This window comes from Kordia zhangzhouensis (genome assembly GCF_001005305.1).
GTDB lineage: Bacteria > Bacteroidota > Bacteroidia > Flavobacteriales > Flavobacteriaceae > Kordia > Kordia zhangzhouensis.
In genome coordinates this window covers 446,765-465,472 of sequence record NZ_LBMH01000003.1, presented here as the reverse complement: position 1 = coordinate 465,472, position 18,708 = coordinate 446,765, and the positions used below count along the sequence as shown (strand labels likewise).

Annotated in this window: 14 protein-coding genes; 13 read left to right on the top strand and 1 reads right to left on the bottom strand. The window is 36.3% G+C overall.

All coding sequences use genetic code 11. The features are described from left to right. Positions 1-43: 43 nt before the first annotated feature. Complete coding sequence (locus AA088_RS05440; protein WP_046743926.1) at positions 44-442, bottom strand: SPOR domain-containing protein; 399 nt, start codon at positions 440-442, stop codon at positions 44-46. A 212-nt stretch (positions 443-654) separates the two neighbouring features. Here AA088_RS05440 and AA088_RS05435 point away from each other — a divergent pair, with 212 nt between their 5' ends. The 13 genes from AA088_RS05435 to ruvA all read left to right on the top strand — a co-directional run bounded on the left by AA088_RS05435 (position 655) and on the right by ruvA (position 18,686). Beyond that, positions 655-1,953, top strand: coding sequence for a cytochrome c3 family protein (locus AA088_RS05435; protein WP_046743925.1), 1,299 nt, complete (start codon positions 655-657; stop codon positions 1,951-1,953). A gap of 33 nt (positions 1,954-1,986) precedes the next feature. Then, on the top strand, positions 1,987-5,145 hold the full coding sequence (locus tag AA088_RS05430) for a TAT-variant-translocated molybdopterin oxidoreductase (protein WP_046743924.1): 3,159 nt from the start codon (positions 1,987-1,989) through the stop codon (positions 5,143-5,145). A gap of 34 nt (positions 5,146-5,179) precedes the next feature. Then, positions 5,180-6,571, top strand: coding sequence for an NrfD/PsrC family molybdoenzyme membrane anchor subunit (gene nrfD, locus AA088_RS05425; protein ID WP_046743923.1), 1,392 nt, complete (start codon positions 5,180-5,182; stop codon positions 6,569-6,571). Next, entirely contained in the window at positions 6,564-7,088 is a 525-nt protein-coding gene (locus AA088_RS05420) for a DUF3341 domain-containing protein (protein WP_046743922.1), read from the top strand. Before nrfD ends, AA088_RS05420 begins: the two co-directional genes overlap by 8 nt. 8 nt (positions 7,089-7,096) lie before the next feature. Continuing rightward, positions 7,097-7,663: a c-type cytochrome gene (locus AA088_RS05415; protein WP_046743921.1), complete on the top strand. Its 567-nt coding sequence runs from the start codon at positions 7,097-7,099 to the stop codon at positions 7,661-7,663. A 28-nt stretch (positions 7,664-7,691) separates the two neighbouring features. Beyond that, on the top strand, positions 7,692-9,092 hold the full coding sequence (locus tag AA088_RS05410) for a DUF4779 domain-containing protein (RefSeq protein WP_046743920.1): 1,401 nt from the start codon (positions 7,692-7,694) through the stop codon (positions 9,090-9,092). 26 nt (positions 9,093-9,118) lie between these two features. Further along, on the top strand, positions 9,119-10,186 hold the full coding sequence (locus AA088_RS05405) for a cytochrome c oxidase subunit II (RefSeq protein WP_046743919.1): 1,068 nt from the start codon (positions 9,119-9,121) through the stop codon (positions 10,184-10,186). A 31-nt stretch (positions 10,187-10,217) separates the two neighbouring features. Continuing rightward, positions 10,218-12,014 (top strand): cytochrome c oxidase subunit I, encoded by a 1,797-nt coding sequence (locus AA088_RS05400; protein ID WP_046743918.1) that lies wholly within the window; start codon positions 10,218-10,220, stop codon positions 12,012-12,014. Between the two features lie 92 nt (positions 12,015-12,106). Then, a complete protein-coding gene (gene ruvB / locus AA088_RS05395) occupies positions 12,107-13,129 on the top strand; it encodes a Holliday junction branch migration DNA helicase RuvB (protein ID WP_046743917.1) in 1,023 nt (340 codons plus the stop codon). A 161-nt stretch (positions 13,130-13,290) separates the two neighbouring features. After that, positions 13,291-14,625, top strand: coding sequence for a cytochrome P450 (locus AA088_RS05390; RefSeq protein ID WP_046743916.1), 1,335 nt, complete (start codon positions 13,291-13,293; stop codon positions 14,623-14,625). A 3-nt stretch (positions 14,626-14,628) separates the two neighbouring features. After that, positions 14,629-15,555, top strand: a complete 927-nt coding sequence (queG, locus tag AA088_RS05385; protein ID WP_046743915.1) for a tRNA epoxyqueuosine(34) reductase QueG — start codon at positions 14,629-14,631, stop codon at positions 15,553-15,555. Between the two features lie 153 nt (positions 15,556-15,708). After that, positions 15,709-18,006, top strand: a complete 2,298-nt coding sequence (locus AA088_RS05380) for an NADP-dependent malic enzyme (RefSeq protein ID WP_046743914.1) — start codon at positions 15,709-15,711, stop codon at positions 18,004-18,006. Positions 18,007-18,104: 98 nt separating this feature from the next. Further along, positions 18,105-18,686, top strand: coding sequence for a Holliday junction branch migration protein RuvA (gene ruvA, locus AA088_RS05375; protein WP_046743913.1), 582 nt, complete (start codon positions 18,105-18,107; stop codon positions 18,684-18,686). Positions 18,687-18,708: the final 22 nt, after the last annotated feature.

The window sequence follows — 18,708 nt, the reverse complement described above, 5'->3', positions numbered from 1 at the left end:
CTGTCATTGACAGTCCCTTTTTTTGTTTTAGGTATCAAGACCTTTACTTTTTCTTCTTTTTAGGTGTAAAAATAAAAGCGTTAGGAAATGTTTTGTGGACTTCTATCAAATAGCGTTCAGCTTCTAAACTTGTTCTGAAGTTTCCAACCCAAACTTTATAATTGGGTGTTTCAAATTTAATATTTGCAGGAACGTCTCGATACTTAATTTCAAATTGAGACTTAACTTTTTCGGCATTACGCAGATTTCCATTAAAAATTTGAATCTTTAAACGGGAGTCGTTGTCGGTTTCTTCATTGATTTCTTTTTGAAATGTAAGTAATTTATCAATTTTTGGGTCTTGAGAAATATGAATATCGCCTTCTTGTGCGATAGCAATTCCTGAATATAAAAACGATAGTAGTGCTAGAAAAATAATCTTATCTAAGGCTAAAAATCTCATAATGAATACAATTTTATACAAATGTAAAACTAACTAACGAACTAAAGGCTAAAAATGTTATTTAGAATTACTATAAATTACAAATTAAGAGTTCTCTAACATTTCTCAAATTAAACGCTATTTGTATTTTTGCTCAAATTTGGAACATGCATGAGAACGCAAGCAAAAAAATACTTGTAAAAATCATGCCAAATTAAGAAGACTTTATAAATATGAAAAAGGTGAATCACCGTAGTTCAGTTTCAAGAATTTTAGGAATCGCGCTAGTAATGATGCTAGCATTTTCAACTTCTCTATTTGCACAAGATGATGCCGCAGCTAAAGCGGGTGAAGTTTTATTTAAAGCTAATTGTGCAGCCTGTCATAAATTAGATGCAATGTCCACGGGACCAATGTTACGAAATATTGAGGCGCGTTTGGAAGAAGAGCAAGGGTTAGACAGAGAATGGTTGTATAAGTGGATCAAGAATAGTTCTGCTTTAATCAAGTCAGGTGATCGTTATGCAGTTGCGGTGTATGAGCAATATGGAAAACGTCAAATGACAGCGTTTCCGCAATTATCGAATGAAGATATTGATAATATCTTAGCGTATACAGCGCAAGAAAAAGTGACTCCGCCACCAGTTCCTAAGCTAGAAGGGGAGCCTTCTACTGCAGGAGGTTTTTCAAGCGAAATGGTGCTTTGGGCATTAATCGTATTATTCGGATTGTTGGCTTTAGGGTTGTTCTTGGTGAATAAAACACTTCGTAAGTTTGCGATAGCTAATGGAACTGTTAATGTTGAGGAAGAGTCTAAAAAACCTTCTGTTTGGAAAGCATTTGTTCAAAATCAATTCTTGGTTATTGTTTCAGTAATCTTATTGTTGTTAGGTTCGGCGTATTTTGCGTACGGTTACTTTATGCAGGTTGGTGTAGATCAAGGGTATCAGCCAATTCAGCCAATTCATTACTCGCATAGAATTCACGCAGGCGTTAATAAGATAGAGTGTAAATACTGTCACTCTTCTGCAAGAGTGAGTAAGCATTCAGGAATTCCTTCTTTGAACGTGTGTATGAACTGTCATAAGAATATTGCGGAAGTGGCAGAAGAAACTCAGCAAGAAGGATTGACTAAGTATGGTGTTGATTATAACAAAGAAATTCAAAAATTATATACGGCTGTTGGATGGGATCCTACGGCGCAAGACTATGTGAATGAGCAAAAGCCAGTAAAATGGATTCGAATTCATAACTTGCCTGATTTTGTATACTTCAATCACTCGCAGCACGTAACAGTGGCAGGAGTAGAGTGTCAAACTTGTCACGGACAAATTGAAGAAATGGAAATTGTTGAGCAATATTCTCCATTAACTATGGGATGGTGTATTAACTGTCACAGGGAAACAGATGTGAACTTTAGAGGAAGTGCGTACTACGATAAAATTCACGAGCAATTAAAAGAAAAATATGGTGTTGAATCATTCAAGGCGTCTGAAATGGGGGCTTTAGAATGTGGAAAATGTCACTATTAATATTAACTAAGAAGCTAATTTTATATATATAACATGGCATCAAACAAGAAATACTGGAAAAGTGTTGAGGAGTTAAATGAAAATAGCTCTATAGTTGAAACGCTTAGACAGAATGAGTTTGTGGAGGAAATTCCTGTAGATGAATTCTTAGGAAATAAAGAGTCACTTGAATCTTCTTCAACATCTCGTAGAGACTTTCTTAAATATGTTGGTTTTAGTACTGCTGCTGCTACATTGGCAGCTTGTGAAGGGCCAGTAATCAAATCGATTCCTTATGTTGTGCAGCCAGAGAGGATTATTCCTGGTGTGGCAGATTTTTATGCAACAACTATTGCGGATGGATATGATTTTGCAAGTATTTTGATAAAAACGAGAGAAGGTCGTCCAATCAAAGTTGAAAACAATAAAGAGGCAGCTGTTAAAGGAAGTGCGAATGCTCGAGTACATGCATCTGTATTGTCGTTGTATGATAATATGAGAGTTAAGCGGCCGAAGATTGATGGTTCTGATGTTTCTTGGAAAGAATTTGATGGTGAAGTTTCACAAAAACTTCGAACTGTTAGTGATTCAGGGAAACAATTGGTGTTGCTAACACAAACATATGCAAGTCCTTCAACTTCTAAACTGATTGCTGAATTCAAAGCTAAGTATGCTAATGTTCAGCATGTAGTATATGATGCTATTTCTGAGTCAACTGCGTTAGATGCGTTTGAAGCTAAATATGGAGAAAGAGGCTTGGCTGATTATGATTTCTCAAAAGCGGAAGTGATTGTTTCTATTGGGGCAGATTTCTTAGGAGATTGGCAAGGTGGTGGATATGATGATGGATATGCTAAAGGAAGAATTCCAACAGGAAAACATGGGGCAAAAACCATGTCGCGTCATATTCAGTTTGAATCAAATATGACTCTTTCGGGCGCTAATGCAGATAAAAGAGTTCCTTTGTCGCCAACTGATCAAAAAGTTGCATTGGCAAAAATTTATGCTGGGGTAACAGGAAATAGTATTTCTGCTAGAAATTTATCAGATAAAGCTGAAGACGCTATCAAAAAAGCAATTGGGCAAATAAAACAAGCAGGTTCAAAGGCTGTGGTAGTCTCTGGAATCAATGATGTTGATGCGCAAAGCTTAGTGTTGGCGATAAATGAAGCGTTATCAAGTGAAGCTTTTGATAAAGATGCTCCTAAGAAAATTAGAGAAGGTAATGATGCGGCAGTTAATAAGCTTATCAATGATATGAAAGCGGATGCTGTTGGCGGAATTATTATGGCTGGTGTGAATCCAGTGTATACATTGCCAAATGGAAAAGAATTTGGTGAAATATTACAAAAACTAGAGTTGGCTGTTACGTTTACTACAAAAGAAGATGAAACAGCTCAACAATCAAAATATGTAGCTGCTGCTCCTCATTATTTAGAATCTTGGGGAGATGTAGAAATGAAGAAAGGATATTACAGTGTCATGCAGCCTACAATTCGTCCGTTATTCGATACGAGACAATTTCAAGATGCTTTATTGAAATGGACGGGTAATGAGAAAACATACTATGAATATATTAAGGAAACTTGGCAAACAGGTATTCTAAATGGGGCTTCTTGGAATCAAGCGGTTCATGATGGTGTGTTTAAAACAACTGTAGCTGTTAGTTTGGTAGATGAGGCAACTGCGGCTATTGAAGAAGATGCAGTAAGTGTAGAAGAGACTGAAGAAGTAGAGCTAACTACAAGTGCATCTCAACAAGCAAGAAAATTGGCTTCGACAAGTGCGGCAGCAGGAATGGAGTTAGTTTTATATGCTAAAACAGGAATGGGAGATGGGCAACAAGCTAATAACCCTTGGTTGCAAGAGTTTCCTGATCCAATTACAAGAGCTTCATGGGATAACTATTTGACAATTTCTCAAGCAGATGCCGAAGCAAAAGGTTTGAAAAATTGGAATGTAGCTAATGGAGGATTAAATGGAAGCTATGTAAATGTTACAGTGAACGGAAAAACTATTGAAAACGTTCCAGTAATCATTCAACCAGGTCAAGCAAGAGGAACTGTTGGTTTAGCATTTGGGTACGGTAAAAAAGCAGGGATTCAAGAAGAAATGCAAACAGGAGTAAATGCATATCCATTATATGAAGGATTTAATGCTGTTCAAGATGTTGCAATAGAACCTGTTGCTGGAGTGCATGAGTTTGCATGTGTTCAGTTGCACAATACCTTAATGGGAAGAGGTGATATTGTTAAAGAAACAACATTAGAGATTTTCAATACAAAAGATCATCATGTATGGAATCCAATGCCACATGTGTCAAAAAATCATGAAATGATTGATGCGACAGATCCAGGTGCGGATATGTGGGGAGAATTTGATCGTTCTATTGGACATCATTTCAATTTAGCGATTGACTTGAATGCATGTACAGGTTGTGGTGCCTGTGTGATTGCTTGTCACGCAGAAAACAATGTTCCTGTAGTTGGAAAAACTGAAGTTAGAAGAAGTAGAGATATGCACTGGTTGCGTATTGATAGATATTACTCATCTGCAGATACGTTTGAAGGAGATGTAGAGAAGAAAGAAAACATGAGTGGATTATTTGGTGAAGAAGGTTCACTAGGAGGTTTCCTTGAAATGGAAAATCCTGCTGAAAATCCACAAGTAGCTTTCCAGCCTGTAATGTGTCAGCACTGTAATCACGCTCCATGTGAAACGGTATGTCCAGTAGCTGCAACATCTCACGGACGTCAAGGTCAAAACCACATGGCGTACAACCGTTGTGTAGGTACACGTTATTGTGCAAACAACTGTCCGTACAAAGTACGTCGTTTCAACTGGTTCTTATATAACCAAAATGATGAGTTTGATTATCATATGAATAACGATTTAGGTCGTATGGTGTTAAATCCTGATGTGGTAGTACGTTCAAGAGGTGTAATGGAAAAATGTTCGATGTGTATTCAAAAAACACAAAAAACTATCCTTGATGCTAAGCGTGAAGGACGTCAAATCAAAGACGGAGAATTCCAAACAGCGTGTTCTGCTGCATGTAGTTCTGGAGCAATGACTTTCGGAGATATTAATGACAAAGAAAGTAAAGTTGCTGAATTACTAGAAGATGATCGTATGTATCACTTACTTGAGCACGTAGGAACTAAACCAAATGTACAGTATCACGTAAAAGTGAGAAATACAAAAGAAGCATAAAAAGAATTTAATAAGAAACAATTATAAACGGATTATGGCGTCGCATTACGAAGCACCTATAAGAAAACCCTTAGTAACTGGAGACAAAAGTTACCATGATGTAACGGTTGATATCGTTGCTCCAGTAGAAGGAAAAGCTAATAAGCAATGGTGGATAGTATTCTCAATTGCTCTTGTGGCATTCCTTTGGGGAATTGGATGTATCATCTATACAGTATCTACTGGAATTGGAGTTTGGGGTCTCAACAAAACTGTTGGTTGGGCTTGGGATATTACAAACTTTGTTTGGTGGGTAGGTATTGGGCACGCAGGAACACTAATTTCTGCAGTATTATTACTTTTCCGTCAAAAATGGAGAATGGCTATTAACCGTTCTGCAGAAGCAATGACCATTTTCTCAGTAGTGCAAGCAGGATTATTCCCAATCATTCACATGGGACGTCCTTGGTTAGCATATTGGGTATTGCCTATTCCAAACCAATTTGGGTCATTATGGGTAAACTTTAATTCACCTTTACTTTGGGACGTATTTGCGATTTCAACGTATCTTTCGGTATCATTAGTATTCTGGTGGACTGGTTTGTTACCTGATTTCGCTATGATTAGAGATAGAGCGGTAAAACCTTTTCAAAAGAAAATATATAGCATTGTAAGTTTTGGATGGAGTGGTCGTGCTAAAGATTGGCAACGTTTTGAAGAAGTATCATTGGTACTTGCAGGTTTGGCAACTCCATTAGTACTTTCGGTACACACCATTGTATCTTTTGACTTCGCGACATCTGTAATTCCAGGTTGGCATACGACGATTTTCCCTCCATACTTTGTGGCAGGTGCAATCTTCTCAGGATTTGCCATGGTAAACACGCTTTTGATTATCATGCGTAAAGTATGTAATATGGAAGATTATATTACATTGCAACACATTGAGTTGATGAATATCGTAATCATGATTACAGGTTCTATTGTTGGATGTGCATATATAACAGAGTTGTTTATTGCGTGGTATTCTGGAGTGGAATATGAACAATACGCGTTCTTAAACAGAGCAACAGGGCCTTACTGGTGGGCATATTGGGCAATGATGACTTGTAATGTGTTCTCTCCGCAGTTCATGTGGTCAAAAAAGCTTAGAACAAGTATTATGTTCTCGTTTATCATATCAATTGTAGTAAACATTGGAATGTGGTTTGAGCGTTTTGTAATTATTGTAACGTCGTTACATAGAGATTATCTTCCATCTTCATGGACCATGTTCTCGCCTACATTTGTAGATATCGGAATATTCATCGGAACTATTGGTTTCTTCTTTGTATTGTTCTTGTTATATTCTAGAACATTCCCTGTAATTGCACAGGCTGAAGTAAAATCAATTTTAAAATCATCAGGAGAAAAATATAAAAAACTAAGAGACGGTAATCATGAGTAGTAAAGTAATACAAGCAATGTATACCGATGATGATGTGCTAATGTCAGCAGTGAAAAAAGTACGTCAAGAGAATCATCATATCGAAGAAGTGTATACGCCATTTCCTGTGCACGGATTAGATAAAGCAATGGGATTACCTCATACGAGACTTGCTATTACAGCATTCTTATATGGATGTGTAGGGCTATCTGTAGCAGTATCAATGATGTATTACATTATGATCGTTGATTGGCCTCAAAACATTGGAGGAAAACCAAGTTTTAGTTTCTTAGAAAATATGCCTGCTTTTGTGCCTATCATGTTTGAGATGACGGTATTCTTTGCAGCGCACTTAATGGTAATTACATTTTACTTGCGTAGTAAATTATGGCCATTCAAAGAAGCTGAAAACCCAGATCCAAGAACAACAGATGATCACTTTTTAATGGAAGTGTCTGTTCATGGAGATGAAGAAGCGTTAAAAGCTCTTTTATTAGAAACTGGAGCAACTGAAATTAAAGTTACTGAAAAGCATTAATACGAATTATGAAGAGCCTTATAAAAATAGGAGTCGTTTTTGGAGCAGCATTGCTAATGACTTCATGCTTTAATAAATCACAACCAAATTACCAATACTTTCCTAATATGTATGAGTCAGTAGGCTATGAAACATATCAGGAAGTTGATAATGTACCTTATGGTGGATTTGCTGAAAATAATATGGAAGCTCAAACTCCCGCTGAAGGAACTGTGAAAAGAGGTTGGATGCCTTATGAGTATGAAAATACAAATGAAGGATATGCTGCAGCTAAAGCAGAACTTAAAAATCCATTAGAAGCTACTGAAGAAAACTTAGCGAAAGGGAAAGAATTATATGGAATCTATTGCGCAATTTGCCATGGTACGAAAGGAAATGGTCAAGGGCATTTGGTAAAAACAGAAAAGTTTTTAGGAATACCTAGCTACGCAGATAGAGAAATTACTGAAGGAAGTATTTACCATGTATTAATGTATGGTTTGAATAATATGGGATCGCATGCAAATCAATTGGCCGCTAAAGAACGTTGGCAAGTTGTTCAACATGTGTTAAAGCTGAAATCAGAATTAAAATAAGACCAATAACGATATAGAATTATATACAATGTATACGTTTTCAAATAGATTAAGACTTTTTGCAATTATTTCCTTTGTACTTGGAGCCATTATGGTTGGACTTAGTTTTGCCGATGTGCCAGGTTCTGTGGAAGATATGAAAGCAATGGAAGCAGCTCACGGACATGGACATGATTCAGGTCATGGAGAAGCTACTCATGATGATGGTAAAACTGCACATCACGATGAGCACAAAACACATGCTGCTCATGCTGATAAAGAACACCATGGCGATGCACATGGAGCTGATGTTGGTCATCATGATTCTGCTAAACATGATGAACATAAACTAGCACAATTACAAAATAAGCCTTGGGCAGCTGTATACGTTGCAGCATTCTTCTTTATGATGATTTCATTAGGAGTGTTAGCTTTCTATGCAATACAAAGAGCAGCGCAAGCAGGTTGGTCACCAGTATTATTTAGAGTGATGGAAGGAATTACAGCGTATATCATTCCAGGAACAATCATCATTATTTTATTGATTATTGCTTCTGTAATGCACTGGAATCATTTATTTCATTGGATGGAACCTAGCTTATTAGACCCTACTAGCGAAAACTATGACAAATTAACTGTTGGAAAAAGTGGATGGTTAAACGGTACTTTTTTCATCATTAGAGCAGTTGTATACAGTGGAATTTGGATTGCTTATCGTCAAATATCTAGACGTTTATCATTAAAACAAGACGAAGCGAGTGATAATAGCAACTTTAAAAAGAACTTCAGAGCTGCTGCGGTATTCTTAGTATTATTCTTAATCTCTGAGTCTATGATGTCATGGGATTGGATTATGTCTTTCGATCACCACTGGTTTAGTACACTATTCGGATGGTATGTTTTCGCAAGTATGTTTGTATCTGGAATTACAGTAATTGCTTTGGTAACAATATACCTTAAATCAAAAGGATTATTAGAATATGTTAATAACAGTCACTTACATGATTTAGCAAAATTCATGTTCGGTATTAGTATTTTCTGGACATATTTATGGTTCTCTCAATTCATGTTAATCTGGTATTCTAACATTCCAGAAGAAGTAACATATTTCATTACACGAATTGAAGACTATAACTTACCATTCTTCGGAATGCTTGCATTAAACCTTATTTTCCCATTATTAATCTTAATGAATAGTGACTTTAAGAGACTTAATTGGATTATAGTAATCGCAGGAATTGTGATCTTATTTGGTCACTATATAGATGTATTCAATATGGTAATGCCAGCAACCGTAGGACCAAACTGGTCTTTAGGAATGGCAGAAATAGGAGCAATCTTATTATTCTTAGGTCTATTTATATTTGTTGTGTTTACAACATTGACCAAAGCACCATTATTGGCGAAACGAAATCCGTTTATTGAGGAAAGTAAACAATTTCATTATTAATTAATTTCAAAACAGTATAAAATAAGATGACTACTGGTTTACTAACGTTTATAGTACTTATCCTAATTGCAATCGCAATTTGGCAGTTGACGAAGATATTTGATTTATCGCAAGCAAAAGCAGATAATTCTCAAGTAGCGAATGACAAGGATAACAACATTAATGGATACCTCATGATGGGATTCTTAATGTTCATATATGTAATCACAATCATTTCTTTTGTAAAATGGGGAGATTTACCACTTATTGGAATCTCTGCTTCCGAACACGGACCGCAAATAGATACATTAATGATTATTTCATTAGTATTGATTTTCTTCGTGCAAACTGTAACACAGGCTTTGCTACACTACTTTGCATTCAAATATAGAGGAAAAGAAGGAAGAAAAGCATTGTACTATGCAGATAATGATAAGTTAGAATTTATCTGGACAATCATTCCTGTAATTACGTTGGCAGGATTAATTTTATACGGATTGTTTACATGGAACGAAATCATGGATGTAAACATGGATGATGATCCTATTGTGATTGAATTATACGCACAACAGTTTAACTGGAAAGCTCGTTACGCTGGTGAAGATAACGTACTTGGAAAAGCGAATGTTCGTTTGATTGATTTAGGAGATAATCCAAATATCTTAGGATTAGATCGTGAAGATAAATATGCACAAGATGATGTTATCACACAAGAATTACACTTACCTGTTGGTAGAAAAGTAGTCTTCAAAATGCGCTCGCAAGATGTATTGCACTCAGCTTATATGCCTCACTTTAGAATGCAAATGAACTGTGTGCCTGGTATGATTACAGAATTTGCAATGACGCCAACAGTAACTACTGAGGAAATGCGTGAAGAGCCAAAAATTATTGACAAAGTAAAACGTATTAATGATTTAAGAGCTGAAAAAAGTAAAGCATTAATTGCTGATGGTCAAGACGCATTGGAGCCTTACGAATTTGATTACTTGTTATTATGTAACAAAATTTGTGGTGAATCTCACTACAACATGCAGATGAAAGTAATCGTAGAAAGTAAGGAAGATTACGAAAAGTGGATGGCAGAACAAGAAACTTTCGGAAAAAAGAAATAATAAACAAAATTAAAAGATACAATATATAGATATGTCAGCAACAGCAGTACACGCAGGAGATCACGGACACGATCACGGACATCATCATAAGGAGACTTTCATTACTAAATATATATTTAGTCAGGATCACAAAATGATTGCCAAGCAGTACTTAATTACAGGTACTATAATGGGAGTTATTGGAATCATGATGTCTATATTTTTCCGTATGCAAATTGCATGGCCTAAAGAATCATTCACAATTTTTGAAATATTCTTAGGAAACTGGGCACCAGATGGAGTTATGACTGCAGACAAATACCTAGCCTTGGTAACAATTCACGGTACTATTATGGTATTCTTTGTGTTAACTGCAGGATTGAGTGGTACATTTAGTAACCTATTAATTCCATTGCAAATTGGAGCTCGTGATATGGCATCAGGTTTCTTAAACATGGTATCATATTGGTTGTTCTTCATTTCAAGTGTAATCATGGTGATTTCTTTATTTGTTGAAGGAGGAGCTGCTTCGTCAGGATGGACAATCTATCCACCATTAAGTGCCTTACCTGAAGCAATTCCAGGTTCTGGATTAGGAATGACACTTTGGTTAGTATCTATGGCAATATTTATTGCATCATCCTTATTGGGATCATTAAACTACATTGTTACTGTAATTAACTTACGTACAAAAGGAATGTCAATGACAAGATTGCCATTAACAATTTGGGCTTTCTTTGTAACCGCAATTATTGGTGTAGTTTCCTTCCCTGTATTATTATCTGCAGCACTATTGTTAATATTCGATAGAAGTTTTGGAACATCATTTTACTTATCAGATATATTTATTCAAGGAGAAGTATTACACTATCAAGGTGGTTCACCAGTACTATTTGAACACTTGTTCTGGTTCTTAGGACACCCTGAAGTATATATTGTATTACTTCCTGCATTGGGTATTACTTCTGAAATTATTGCGACAAACTCTCGTAAGCCTATTTTTGGTTATCGAGCAATGGTTGCCTCGATTCTTGCAATTGCCTTCTTATCAACAATTGTATGGGGACACCACATGTTCGTATCTGGAATGAATCCATTTTTAGGTTCTGTATTTACATTTACAACATTATTAATTGCGATACCATCAGCAGTAAAAGCATTCAACTATATCACGACACTTTGGAAAGGAAACTTGCAAATGAATCCAGCAATGCTTTTCTCTATCGGATTAGTATCAACGTTTATTACGGGTGGTTTGACAGGAATTATTCTTGGAGATAGTACTCTAGACATCAATGTGCATGATACATATTTTGTGGTAGCACACTTCCACTTGGTAATGGGTATCTCTGCTTTATATGGAATGTTTGCAGGGGTTTATCACTGGTATCCTAAAATGTTTGGGCGAATGATGAATAAAAACTTAGGATATGTTCACTTTTGGGTAACTGCAATCTGTGCGTATGGAGTATTCTTCCCAATGCACTTCATCGGATTAGCTGGTTTACCAAGACGTTATTATACAAACTCTGAATTTCCTTTATTTGATGACTTGGCAAATGTGAATGTAGTAATTACAATGTTTGCAATTGTTGGAGGAGCATTCCAATTAGTATTCTTATACAATTTCTTTGGAAGTATGTTCTTTGGAAAGAAAGCACCACAAAACCCATGGAGATCGAATACGTTAGAATGGACTACACCAGTAGAGCATATACATGGAAACTGGCCAGGAGAAATTCCTCATGTACATCGTTGGGCATATGATTATAGTAAGCCAGGACATGATGAAGATTTCGTTCCTCAAAACGTGCCAATGAAGGATGGTGAAGAGGAAATGCATCACTAATTTATATTGAACTTTAAACTCTTAATAGAAGAGTTCTGAAATAAAAAAAGCCTTTCTACATAGAAAGGCTTTTCTTTTTTATATTTGTTTTAATGAATGAAAATTTAGATCCTACAAATCAAAACTATTCGTCTGAAGAGTTAGATGTCGAAAAAGCATTGCGACCGTTGTCCTTTAAAGATTTTACAGGGCAAGATCAAGTATTAGAAAATCTTCAAGTATTTGTGCAAGCAGCAAATCTACGTGATGAAGCACTTGATCACACACTATTTCATGGGCCTCCAGGATTAGGAAAAACGACCTTGGCACATATTTTAGCAAATGAACTAGGTGTTAGTATAAAAGTGACTTCTGGTCCTGTGTTGGACAAACCTGGAGATTTGGCTGGATTGCTAACAAATCTAGATGAACGTGATGTATTATTTATTGATGAAATACACAGATTAAGCCCTATTGTAGAAGAATATCTTTATTCTGCAATGGAAGATTACAAAATAGATATCATGATTGAATCTGGGCCTAATGCAAGAACGGTTCAAATCAATCTTAATCCATTTACCTTAGTTGGTGCTACGACTCGTTCAGGATTGCTTACAGCGCCTATGAGAGCCCGTTTTGGTATAGCAAGTAGATTGCAATATTATTCCACTGAACTGCTTTCTACAATTGTTCAACGTAGTGCGCAAATATTAAATGTTCCTATTAGTATGGAAGCAGCTATCGAAATAGCAGGTAGAAGTCGTGGAACACCTCGTATAGCGAATGCATTATTGAGAAGAGTTCGTGACTTTGCGCAAATAAAAGGGAATGGGCGTATAGATATTGAAATTGCACGTTTTGGACTCAAGGCCTTGAATGTGGATGCATATGGTTTAGATGAAATGGATAACCGAATTTTATCAACCATCATTGATAAGTTTAAAGGAGGACCTGTAGGCATCACTACGTTAGCAACAGCCGTTTCTGAAAGTGGAGAAACCATCGAAGAAGTGTACGAACCTTTCCTTATTCAACAAGGATTCATTATACGAACACCAAGAGGTAGAGAAGTTACCGAGTTAGCATACAAACATCTTGGGAGAATCAAAGGAGGCATTCAAGGAGGGCTTTTCTAAATATGGATTTGTAGTCACATAGAGAGGATAATGTCTGTTTGAGTGAAATAAAATAAAAGGGTTTCTTTTCAAAATCAGTATTTTAACATTGAATTATGTAAATTTCTAATAGATGAATCTGATAGCTAATAAATTAACTGAGAAGCATTAACCAACGTAAAATGACATATCGCTACCCAAACAAGCTTCCATTCTTTCAGTTATTCTTGCGATCCTCTTCGATCACGCGAAACCCGATTCCGTTTCACAAAGAAGGTTTTTCCAAGCACGGAAGTTCATTTGCGATTAAACCACCGTTTGCCAAAACGGTTATGCTTACACGAGATGCAGAAATCACAAAGCACATTCTTCAGAAAAATCATCGGAACTACAATAAATCTAAAATTCAGACCAAGTTCCTGTCAAAATATGTTGGGAAAGGATTGTTGACGGCTAGTGGTGACTATTGGCTTAAACAACGGCGACTCATTCAGCCTGCATTTCATAAAGAAAAGCTGCAAAAATTAGTTGTTATCATGGAGCGAACAATACAAAAGCAGCTAGAAAACATTCCGGAAAATCAGATAACGGATACCTATCCTATCATGAATGAACTTGCGTTTCATGTCGTAGCCAAATCTTTATTTAATTATTCTTCTGATGAAAATACAATGCATCGATTGCAGAAAATTATCGAGACTTTGCAAGATTTCATCATCAGAGAAATTAGGCAGCCACACAAAAAATGGTGGTACAAAATGACTGGGATGATTCAAAAGCACATGGAATTGGTATATGAAAGTAGGTCTATTATTCATAAAATTATTGAAGAACGCCGGAAATCAAATGAAAATCATGATGATTTACTAGATATGCTGTTGAAAGCTAAATATGAAGACGATGGGACTTCAATGACAAATGATCAATTAATAGATGAAATATTAATTTTTTTTGTAGCTGGTCATGAAACAACGGCAAATGCTTTAACATTTACATTTCACTTATTAGCTACTAATCCAGAAGCATGTCAGAAAGTAATAGCGGAAATCGATACCATTGAGGAAGGACTAAGTGCAATGGGGAAAATAGAGAAATTGACCTATGTAAAATGGTGTATAGAGGAATCTATGCGTTTATATCCGCCTGCTTGGATTACGGATCGTGTAGCAATTGAAGACGATTCGTTTGCGGGTTACCATATAGAAAAAGGGACAATGATTGGTGTTTCGTTCTACGAATTACACCGAAACGAACAATATTGGGAGCGACCTAATGACTTTATTCCAGAACGTTTTTCAGAAGAATCTCGCAAAAAAAATGCAGCCTATTACTTTCCGTTTGGTGCTGGACCACGTATGTGTATCGGAAATGGATTTGCAGTCTATGAAATGATTTTAACAGTATATAGCTTATTAAAAAAATACGCCATAAAATCTGTTGAAAAAGACATACAAATAGCGCCATTAATTACGTTAAAGCCCTTAGGTGCTACTTTGAAATTTACAAAAAGAATGTAGCTGTTGAAAGGAATACAGAAACATACTGAGCTTATCAAAACCGAAGCAAAACGTTTGGGTTTTTTGTCATGTGGAATCTCCAAAGCGGCATTCTTAGAAGAAGAAGCACCACGATTAGAAGCATGGCTCAACAAAAATATGCATGGCGAGATGCAATACATGGAAAATCATTTTGACAAACGATTAGATCCAACAAAACTAGTAGAAGGTTCCAAATCGGTAGTTTCGTTGTTGCTCAATTACTATCCTTCGGAAACACAAAAAGATGTTGATGCACCTAAAATTTCCAAATATGCCTACGGAAAGGACTATCACTTTGTAATCAAAGAAAAATTAAAGCAATTACTAAATTTCATACAAGAGGAAATAGGAGAAGTCTCAGGAAGAGCTTTTGTTGATTCCGCACCGGTGTTAGACAAAGCTTGGGCAGCCAAAAGTGGATTGGGTTGGATTGGTAAACATAGCAACTTACTTACGCAAAAAGTCGGTTCGTTTTATTTTATTGCTGAACTTATCATTGATCTTGAATTAGAATATGACACACCAGTCACCGACCATTGCGGAACTTGTACTGCATGTATTGATGCATGCCCAACACAGGCTATAGTAGAGCCGTATGTTGTTGATGGAAGTAAATGCATTTCCTATTTTACGATTGAACTCAAAAATGAAATACCTGCACATGTTCATGGTAAATTTGATAATTGGATGTTTGGATGCGATATTTGTCAAGATGTCTGTCCTTGGAATCGTTTTTCAAAGCCACACAACGAACCGTTATTTGATCCCCATCCTGAACTATTAGCGATGACTAAAAAAGAATGGGAAGAAATTACACATGAAGTCTTCAATGAAATCTTCAAAAAATCTGCGGTCAAGCGTACCAAATATGCAGGATTAGTCCGGAATATTCAGTTTTTAAAAAAATAAATTCAACTGCGAATAACAGATTACTTATGTAAATTGACGTTAAATATCACGAAACAAACCGTATTAAATTTTTTCCTTTAGTCGCATACTTCTAAATTTGCAAATTCACAGTGTTTGTAAATAAGTTTATTTATAGACGCGAAAGCCATCTATATGAGTAACACAGAACGCAAAAGAAGAGAGGCATTAGTTTATCATGCCAAGCCGAAACCGGGGAAAATAAAAGTAGTACCTACAAAGCGCTATTCTACACAACGTGACCTATCACTAGCCTATTCTCCTGGAGTTGCTGAACCTTGTCTAGAAATCAAAAAAGACAAAAGAAATGTGTACAAATACACGACCAAAGGAAACTTAGTTGCTGTAATTTCCAATGGAACAGCAGTGTTGGGATTGGGAGACATTGGTCCTGAAGCATCAAAACCTGTGATGGAAGGGAAAGGATTGCTGTTTAAAATATTTGCAGATATAGATGTGTTTGATATTGAGGTGGATACCAAAAACGTTGAAAAGTTTATTGAAACAGTCAAAAATATTGCACCTACTTTTGGAGGAATTAATCTAGAAGATATCAAAGCGCCTGAAGCTTTTGAAATAGAGCGCCGACTCAAAGAAGAGCTAGATATTCCTGTAATGCATGATGACCAGCATGGAACAGCTATAATCTCTTCTGCAGCATTGCTCAATGCGCTAGAGATTGCTGAGAAGAATATTGAAGAAGTGCGTTTTGTGGTTTCTGGAGCAGGATCGGCAGCCGTTTCTTGTATGAACTTGTATGTTGCATTAGGAGCAAAACTTGAAAATATAGCTATGTTTGATATTGATGGTTTGCTTCACAAAGGAAGAACAGACCTCTCTCCAATGCAAGCTCGATTCCGTACAGATAAAGAATATGCTTCTCTTGCAGAAGCTATGGTAAACGCAGATGTATTTTTAGGGCTTTCAGTAGGAAATATTGTTACTCAAGAAATGTTACAATCAATGGCGTCTGATCCAATTGTATTTGCAATGGCAAATCCTACACCAGAAATTTCTTACGAAGAAGCAATCGCATCTAGAGAAGATATTATCATGGCAACAGGAAGATCCGATCATCCGAATCAAGTAAACAATGTATTGGGCTTTCCATTCATCTTTCGTGGTGCTTTAGATGTGCGTGCTACTAAGATTAATGAAGAAATGAAAATGGCGGCCGTAAAAGCATTGGCGGCTCTAGCAAAAGAACCTGTGCCTGAGCAAGTAAATATAGCTTATGGAGAAACCAAACTTACCTTTGGGAAAGAATATATCATTCCTAAGCCATTTGATCCTAGACTGATTGCAAAAATCCCGCCTGCGGTGGCTAAAGCGGCTATGGATTCTGGAGTGGCTACTGAGCCAATTGAAGACTGGTTGCGATACGAAGATGAACTTTTGCATAGATTGGATGCTGACAATAAAATTATAAGATTATTACATAATCGAGCAAGAACCAACCCAAAACGAATTGTTTTTGCGGAAGCTGATCATTTAGATGTGTTAAAGGCTGCCCAGTTTGTATATGACGAAGGAATTGCTATTCCAATTCTTCTCGGGAATGAAAAAATAATTCAAGAACTACGTGAAGAGCTCGAATTTGATGGTGATGTAGAAGTGGTTAATCCTAAATCGGATGAGCAAAAGGAAAAAAGAGAGCGTTATGCCAAAATCTATTGGGAAGCAAGAAAACGCAAAGGAGTTTCTCTATTGGATGCGCAAAGCAAAATGCGAGAGCGTAACTACTTTGCCGCAATGATGGTAAATGATGGTGATGCAGACGGACTTATTTCTGGATATTCTAGAAGTTACCCAGCTGTAGTCAAGCCAATGTTAGAACTCATAGGAACTGCCAAAGGAATACAAACGGCGGCTACTACAAACTTAATGATTACAGAACGTGGTCCGATGTTTTTGTCTGACACTTCTATTAATATTGATCCATCTGCTCGTGAGCTCGCAAGAATAGCTCAAATGACAGCTATGACTGTTCGTATGTTTGGTTTAGAACCTAATATTGCTATGTTATCATATTCTAATTTTGGGTCGTCCGAACATGATAAAGCCAAAAAAGTTGGAGAAGCGGTTGATTATTTGCATCGATACTATCCAGATATTAATGTTGATGGAGCAGTGCAATCAGATTTTGCATTGAATAGAGAAATGTTGTCGGCAAAATTCCCATTCTCTAAACTAGCGGGAAAAGAAGTTAATACCTTAGTATTTCCTAATTTAGATGCAGCAAATATTACGTATAAACTGATGAAGGAGCTAAATAAGGCTGATTCTATTGGCCCAATCATGTTAGGAATGAGAAAGCCTGTGCATATTTTGCAGCTTGGAGCAAGTGTTGATGAAATGATTAATATGACAGCAGTGGCGGTTGTTGATGCGCAACAAAAAGAAAAAAGACAACAAGCAAAAGAAGAACTATAAAATACAACACTATATCGTATTAGTATATTAAAGGTGTAAATGGTTAAATAAATGTGAATAAATTTATTACATTTGAAGCTTTAACTAGCAACTAATAAATGATTACTCATATTCAAGGGAAGCTCGTAGAGAAAAATCCAACTGATGTAGTGATTGAATGTAATGGAGTTGGATATTTTATTAATATCTCGCTCACTACGTATTCTCAGATACCCAATCAAGAACTTATCAAGCTGTATACGCATCTTCATATACGTGAAGACGCACATTCATTATATGGCTTTTATCAAAGGTCTGAGCGTGCTATATTCCGATTATTGATTTCAGTGTCAGGAATTGGAACAAGTACAGCCAGAACCATGCTTTCTTCACTTACTTCTGAACAAATATGTGAAGCGATAGGTTCTGGCGATGTTGCAACAATTCAAGGGATTAAAGGAATTGGTGCCAAAACAGCTCAGCGAGTAATCATCGAACTAAAAGATAAAATCTTAAAATTATACGATCTAGAAGAAGTTTCCGTGTCTCAAAACAATACAAACAAAGAAGAAACGTTATCTGCTTTGGAAGTCTTAGGCTATACCCGAAAACAATCTGAAAGAGTCCTTGATAAAATAATTAAAGATATGCCAAATGGAAGTGTTGAAGAAATGATAAAAATGGCATTAAAAAACTTATAATTACTTTGAAAAATAGTACCAA

What these genes read in the sequence shown, in the direction of transcription:
- AA088_RS05440 (WP_046743926.1), bottom strand. Translation starts at nt 442, where the DNA reads ATGAGATTTTTAGCCTTAGATAAGATTATTTTTCTAGCACTACTATCG.
- ruvA (WP_046743913.1), top strand. Translation starts at nt 18,105, where the DNA reads ATGATTACTCATATTCAAGGGAAGCTCGTAGAGAAAAATCCAACTGAT.
- AA088_RS05410 (WP_046743920.1), top strand. Translation starts at nt 7,692, where the DNA reads ATGTATACGTTTTCAAATAGATTAAGACTTTTTGCAATTATTTCCTTT.
- AA088_RS05405 (WP_046743919.1), top strand. Translation starts at nt 9,119, where the DNA reads ATGACTACTGGTTTACTAACGTTTATAGTACTTATCCTAATTGCAATC.
- AA088_RS05435 (WP_046743925.1), top strand. Translation starts at nt 655, where the DNA reads ATGAAAAAGGTGAATCACCGTAGTTCAGTTTCAAGAATTTTAGGAATC.
- AA088_RS05400 (WP_046743918.1), top strand. Translation starts at nt 10,218, where the DNA reads ATGTCAGCAACAGCAGTACACGCAGGAGATCACGGACACGATCACGGA.
- AA088_RS05390 (WP_046743916.1), top strand. Translation starts at nt 13,291, where the DNA reads ATGACATATCGCTACCCAAACAAGCTTCCATTCTTTCAGTTATTCTTG.
- ruvB (WP_046743917.1), top strand. Translation starts at nt 12,107, where the DNA reads ATGAATGAAAATTTAGATCCTACAAATCAAAACTATTCGTCTGAAGAG.
- AA088_RS05420 (WP_046743922.1), top strand. Translation starts at nt 6,564, where the DNA reads ATGAGTAGTAAAGTAATACAAGCAATGTATACCGATGATGATGTGCTA.
- nrfD (WP_046743923.1), top strand. Translation starts at nt 5,180, where the DNA reads ATGGCGTCGCATTACGAAGCACCTATAAGAAAACCCTTAGTAACTGGA.
- AA088_RS05415 (WP_046743921.1), top strand. Translation starts at nt 7,097, where the DNA reads ATGAAGAGCCTTATAAAAATAGGAGTCGTTTTTGGAGCAGCATTGCTA.
- AA088_RS05430 (WP_046743924.1), top strand. Translation starts at nt 1,987, where the DNA reads ATGGCATCAAACAAGAAATACTGGAAAAGTGTTGAGGAGTTAAATGAA.
- AA088_RS05380 (WP_046743914.1), top strand. Translation starts at nt 15,709, where the DNA reads ATGAGTAACACAGAACGCAAAAGAAGAGAGGCATTAGTTTATCATGCC.